The sequence below is a fragment of the Halomonas sp. A11-A genome (assembly GCF_003182195.1).
Lineage (GTDB): Bacteria > Pseudomonadota > Gammaproteobacteria > Pseudomonadales > Halomonadaceae > Halomonas > Halomonas alkalicola.
Genome location: NZ_QGTM01000050.1, coordinates 1 through 3898 on the forward strand (window position 1 = coordinate 1; position 3898 = coordinate 3898).

A 3898-nucleotide genomic window follows, 5' to 3' on the forward strand; every position below is an offset into this window, starting at 1 on the left:
AACTGGCGCATTTTCCGCACCTGCTCGCCGTTGGGCATCAGTTCGTATTTGAAGGCTTGGAGGCGTTGCATAGTGACCCGAAGCTGTATTTATATCCAGTAGTATAGGGCGCCTGAGGCGCCCGCGCTATCCTTCCTCGGCCTGAAGTGCCGAGGCTTGTCGCGCTTTTTGGTCAGGGAAGCGCTTATCTGGCGAGGGCTTCCAGCAGCAGCTCAGCCGTCGGCGCGCTGGAGGCCGGGTTCTGGCCGGTGACCAGGAGGTCGTCGCGAAGCTGGAAGGGCGCGAAGTCGACAGCGCTGCGCTGGTAGTCGGCGCCCTGCGCCTTCAGGGCATCCTCGAGCAGGTGCGGCACCACGGCAGTGAGCCCCACGGCCTCCTCCTCGCTGTTGGAGAAGCCGGTCACGCGCCGCCCCTTGACCAGCGGCTCGCCGGATGGGGTGCGCACCTGCAGCAGCACCGTGGGGGCATGGCAGACCGCCCCCACCGGCCGGCCGGCGGCCAGGAACGCCTCGATCAGGCGCTTCACCTCGGCATTGTCGGTGAGGTCCCAGAGCGGGCCGTGGCCGCCCGGGAAGAAGAGCGCATCGAAGTCGTCGAGCGCCACCTCGGCGAGGGGCCGGGTGGCGGCCAGCTGGGCCTTGGCGGCGTCATCCGCCTCGAAGCGGCGCGTCTCCTCGGTGAGCGCCTCCTCGGCCAGGGAGTTGGGGTCCACCGGGGGCTGGCCGCCCTTCGGCGAGGCCAGGGTGATCTCGGCGCCGGCATCCTTGAAGACGTAGTAGGGGGCGGCGAACTCCTCCAGCCAGAAGCCGGTCGCGTGGCCGGTATCGCCCATGCGGTCGTGGGAGGTGAGTACCATCAGGATCTTCATCGTTGCCCTCCTTGGGCGCCAGAATAAGTGCGTGCCCTGATGAGATGGTCCCGGCCGGCGAGAATTCAAGGGCGAAGACGACAACGCCCGCCCCGCCGAGGGCGGGACGGGCGTAGAGCGGTGCCACGTGCGGCATGGCTCAGGCCAGGGCGTCGAGGCCCCGGGCGAGGTCGGCGCGGATATCGTCGATCGCCTCCAGGCCCACCGCGACGCGGACCAGCCCCTCCGCGATGCCGGCGGCCGCCTTCTGCTCCGGCGAGAGCCGGGCGTGGGTGGTGGTGGCCGGGTGGGTGATGGTGGTCTTCACATCTCCCAGGTTGCCGGTGATGGAGAGCAGCCGGGTGGCGTCGATCACCGACCAGGCCGCCTCGCGCCCCCCCTTGACTTCAAACCCCAGCACCGCGCCGAAGCCCTGCTGCTGGCGGGCGGCCAGGGCGTGCTGCGGGTGGCTCTCGAGACCGCTGTAGTGGACCCGCGCCACCGCCGGGTGCGCCTCGAGCCACTCGGCCAGGGCCTTCGCATTCTCGCAGTGGGCCTTCATGCGCAGGGCCAGGGTCTCAAGCCCCTTGGTGAAGATCCAGGCGTTGAAGGGGCTCAGGCAGGGGCCGCAGGTGCGCACCACCCCGAACACCTCCTCGAGCTCGGCCTCGCGCCCTACCACGGCGCCGCCAATCGCCCTGCCCTGCCCGTCCAGGTACTTGGTGGCGGAGTGGATCACCAGATCCGCGCCGAGGTCCAGAGGGCGCTGTAGGGCCGGGGTCAGGAAGCAGTTGTCGATGGCCAGCAGCGCGCCGTGGCGATGGGCGATCTCGGCGAGCACCGCGATATCGACCAGCTCGGAGAGCGGATTCGACGGCGTCTCGGCGAAGAGCAGCTTCGTGGCCGGCGTCATCGCCGCCTCCCAGGCGGCGAGGTCGGCGAGCTCCACGTAGCGGGTGGTGACGCCGAGCTTGCCCAGGTACTTGTCGAACAGGCTCACCGTGGAGCCGAACAGCGAGCGCGAGGCGACGATCTCGTCGCCGGCCGACAGCAGCGCCAGGGCGGTGGAGAGGATCGCGGCCATGCCTGAGCTGGTGGCCACGCAGCGCTCGCCCCCCTCCAGCGCCGCCAGGCGCTGCTCGAAGGTGCGCACCGTGGGGTTGGTGAAACGCGAGTAGATGTTGCCCGGCTCCTCGCCGGCGAACTTGGCCGCCGCCTCGGCCGCGCTCTCGTAGACGAAGCTCGAGGTCGGGAAGATCGGCTCGGCGTGCTCCTGCTCATGGGTGCGCTCGTGACCGGCGCGGATCGCCAGGGTCGCCAGCGCCCACTCCTGTTCGGGGGATTCGTGCGGATCCATGGAGGCCTCAGTCATCGATGTCGTCCTGGTTGTGCACGCCGACCAGGGCGTGGTCGCCGGCGCTCTGCTGCTGCTTGGCATCGTCGCTGCGCGAGGCCTCGAGGTCAGCCAGGTAGGCGGCGTCGATATCGCCGGTGACGTAGTTGCCGTCGAACACCGAGCAGTCGAAGGCGTCGAGGTTGGGGTTCACCTCGCGACAGGCGCTCTTCAGGTCCTCGAGGTCCTGGTAGAAGATGCGATCGGCGCCGATCAGCTCCCCCACCTCGGCCTCGCTGCGCCCGTGGGCGATCAGCTCGCTGGCCGCCGGCATGTCGATGCCGTAGACGTTGGGGTAGCGCACCGGCGGCGCGGCGGAGGCGAAGTAGACCTTGTTGGCGCCGGCCTCCCGGGCCATCTGGATGATCTGCTTGCAGGTGGTGCCGCGCACGATGGAGTCGTCCACCAGCAGCACGTTCTTGCCCTCGAACTCCACGCCGATGGCGTTGAGCTTCTGGCGCACCGACTTCTTGCGCTGGGTCTGGCCGGGCATGATGAAGGTGCGCCCGATGTAGCGGTTCTTCATGAAGCCCTCGCGGTAGGTCACCCCCAGGTGCTGGGCGAGCTCCAGGGCGGAGGTGCGCGAGGTGTCGGGGATCGGGATCACCACGTCGATGTCGTGTTCCGGCCACTCGCTCTGGATGCGGTCGCCGAGCTTGCGCCCCATCTCCATGCGGGTGCCGTAGACGTAGGCGCCGTCGAGGATCGAGTCCGGGCGCGCCAGGTAGACGTGCTCGAAGATGCAGGGCGCCAACATCGGGTGATCGGCGCACTGCTGGGTATGGATCTGGCCCGCCATGTCGACGAAGATCGCCTCGCCCGGGTCCAGGTCGCGGTGCAGCTCGAAGCCGCCGACGTCGAGTGCCACCGACTCGGAGGCGATCATCACCTCCTGGCCCTGTCCCTCGTCGCGGGTGCCGAAGACGACCGGGCGGATGCCGTTGGGGTCGCGGAAGGCCACCAGGCCCACGCCGTTGATGATCGCCACCGCAGCGTAGCCGCCCCGGCAGCGGCGGTGCACCCGGCGCACGGCGTCGAAGATGTCACCCGGCGCCAGGTGCAGGCCCTGCTTGCCGAGCTCATGGGCGAAGACGTTGAGCAGCACCTCGGAGTCGGAGCTGGTGTTGATATGGCGCAGGTCCGAGGTGAAGAGCTCCTGCTTGAGCTGGTCGGAGTTGGTGAGGTTGCCGTTGTGGGCAAGCGCGATGCCGTAGGGGGAGTTGACGTAGAACGGCTGCGACTCCGCCTCGCTGGAGGAGCCGGCGGTGGGATAGCGCACGTGGCCAATGCCCAGGTTGCCCTTCAGCCGCGCCATGTGGCGGGTATGGAAGACGTCCCGCACCAGGCCGTTGCTCTTGCGCAGCAGGAAGCGGCCCTCATGCCAGGTCATCATGCCGGCGGCGTCCTGTCCGCGATGCTGTAGCACCGTCAGGGCGTCATAGATGCCCTGGTTCACCGCCTGCTTGGCCAGAAGGCCCACGATACCGCACATTCCACCTTACCTCGCTTGCCTGGAGCTTGCTTTGGAGAATCGGGGTGGGCGCATCCACCCCCAAGTCGTCTTTGACGTCCTCCCCTCCCTCAGCTGCTTAGGCAGCTGCCGCCAACGGCGGAAAGGAAGGGGATTCCTACGGCGCTCAGGCACGGCATTGAGCCAT

The 3898-nt window shown here is 68.5% G+C and carries 4 protein-coding genes; all 4 read right to left on the reverse strand.

Annotated features, from left to right (window positions below; all coding sequences use genetic code 11):
- Positions 1 to 71: helix-turn-helix domain-containing protein (locus DER72_RS16700; protein WP_146209083.1), on the reverse strand; the 71-nt coding region annotated here is incomplete at its 3' end.
- A 113-nt stretch (positions 72 to 184) separates the two neighbouring features.
- Positions 185 to 868, reverse strand: a complete 684-nt coding sequence (locus DER72_RS15865) for a type 1 glutamine amidotransferase domain-containing protein (RefSeq protein WP_110070895.1) — start codon at positions 866 to 868, stop codon at positions 185 to 187.
- Positions 869 to 1007: 139 nt separating this feature from the next.
- Complete coding sequence (locus tag DER72_RS15870) at positions 1008 to 2219, reverse strand: O-succinylhomoserine sulfhydrylase (protein ID WP_258306335.1); 1212 nt, start codon at positions 2217 to 2219, stop codon at positions 1008 to 1010.
- Positions 2212 to 3732: an amidophosphoribosyltransferase gene (gene purF / locus DER72_RS15875; protein ID WP_110070896.1), complete on the reverse strand. Its 1521-nt coding sequence runs from the start codon at positions 3730 to 3732 to the stop codon at positions 2212 to 2214. The genes DER72_RS15870 and purF overlap by 8 nt, the downstream gene beginning before the upstream one ends.
- Between the last annotated feature and the right edge of the window lie 166 nt (positions 3733 to 3898).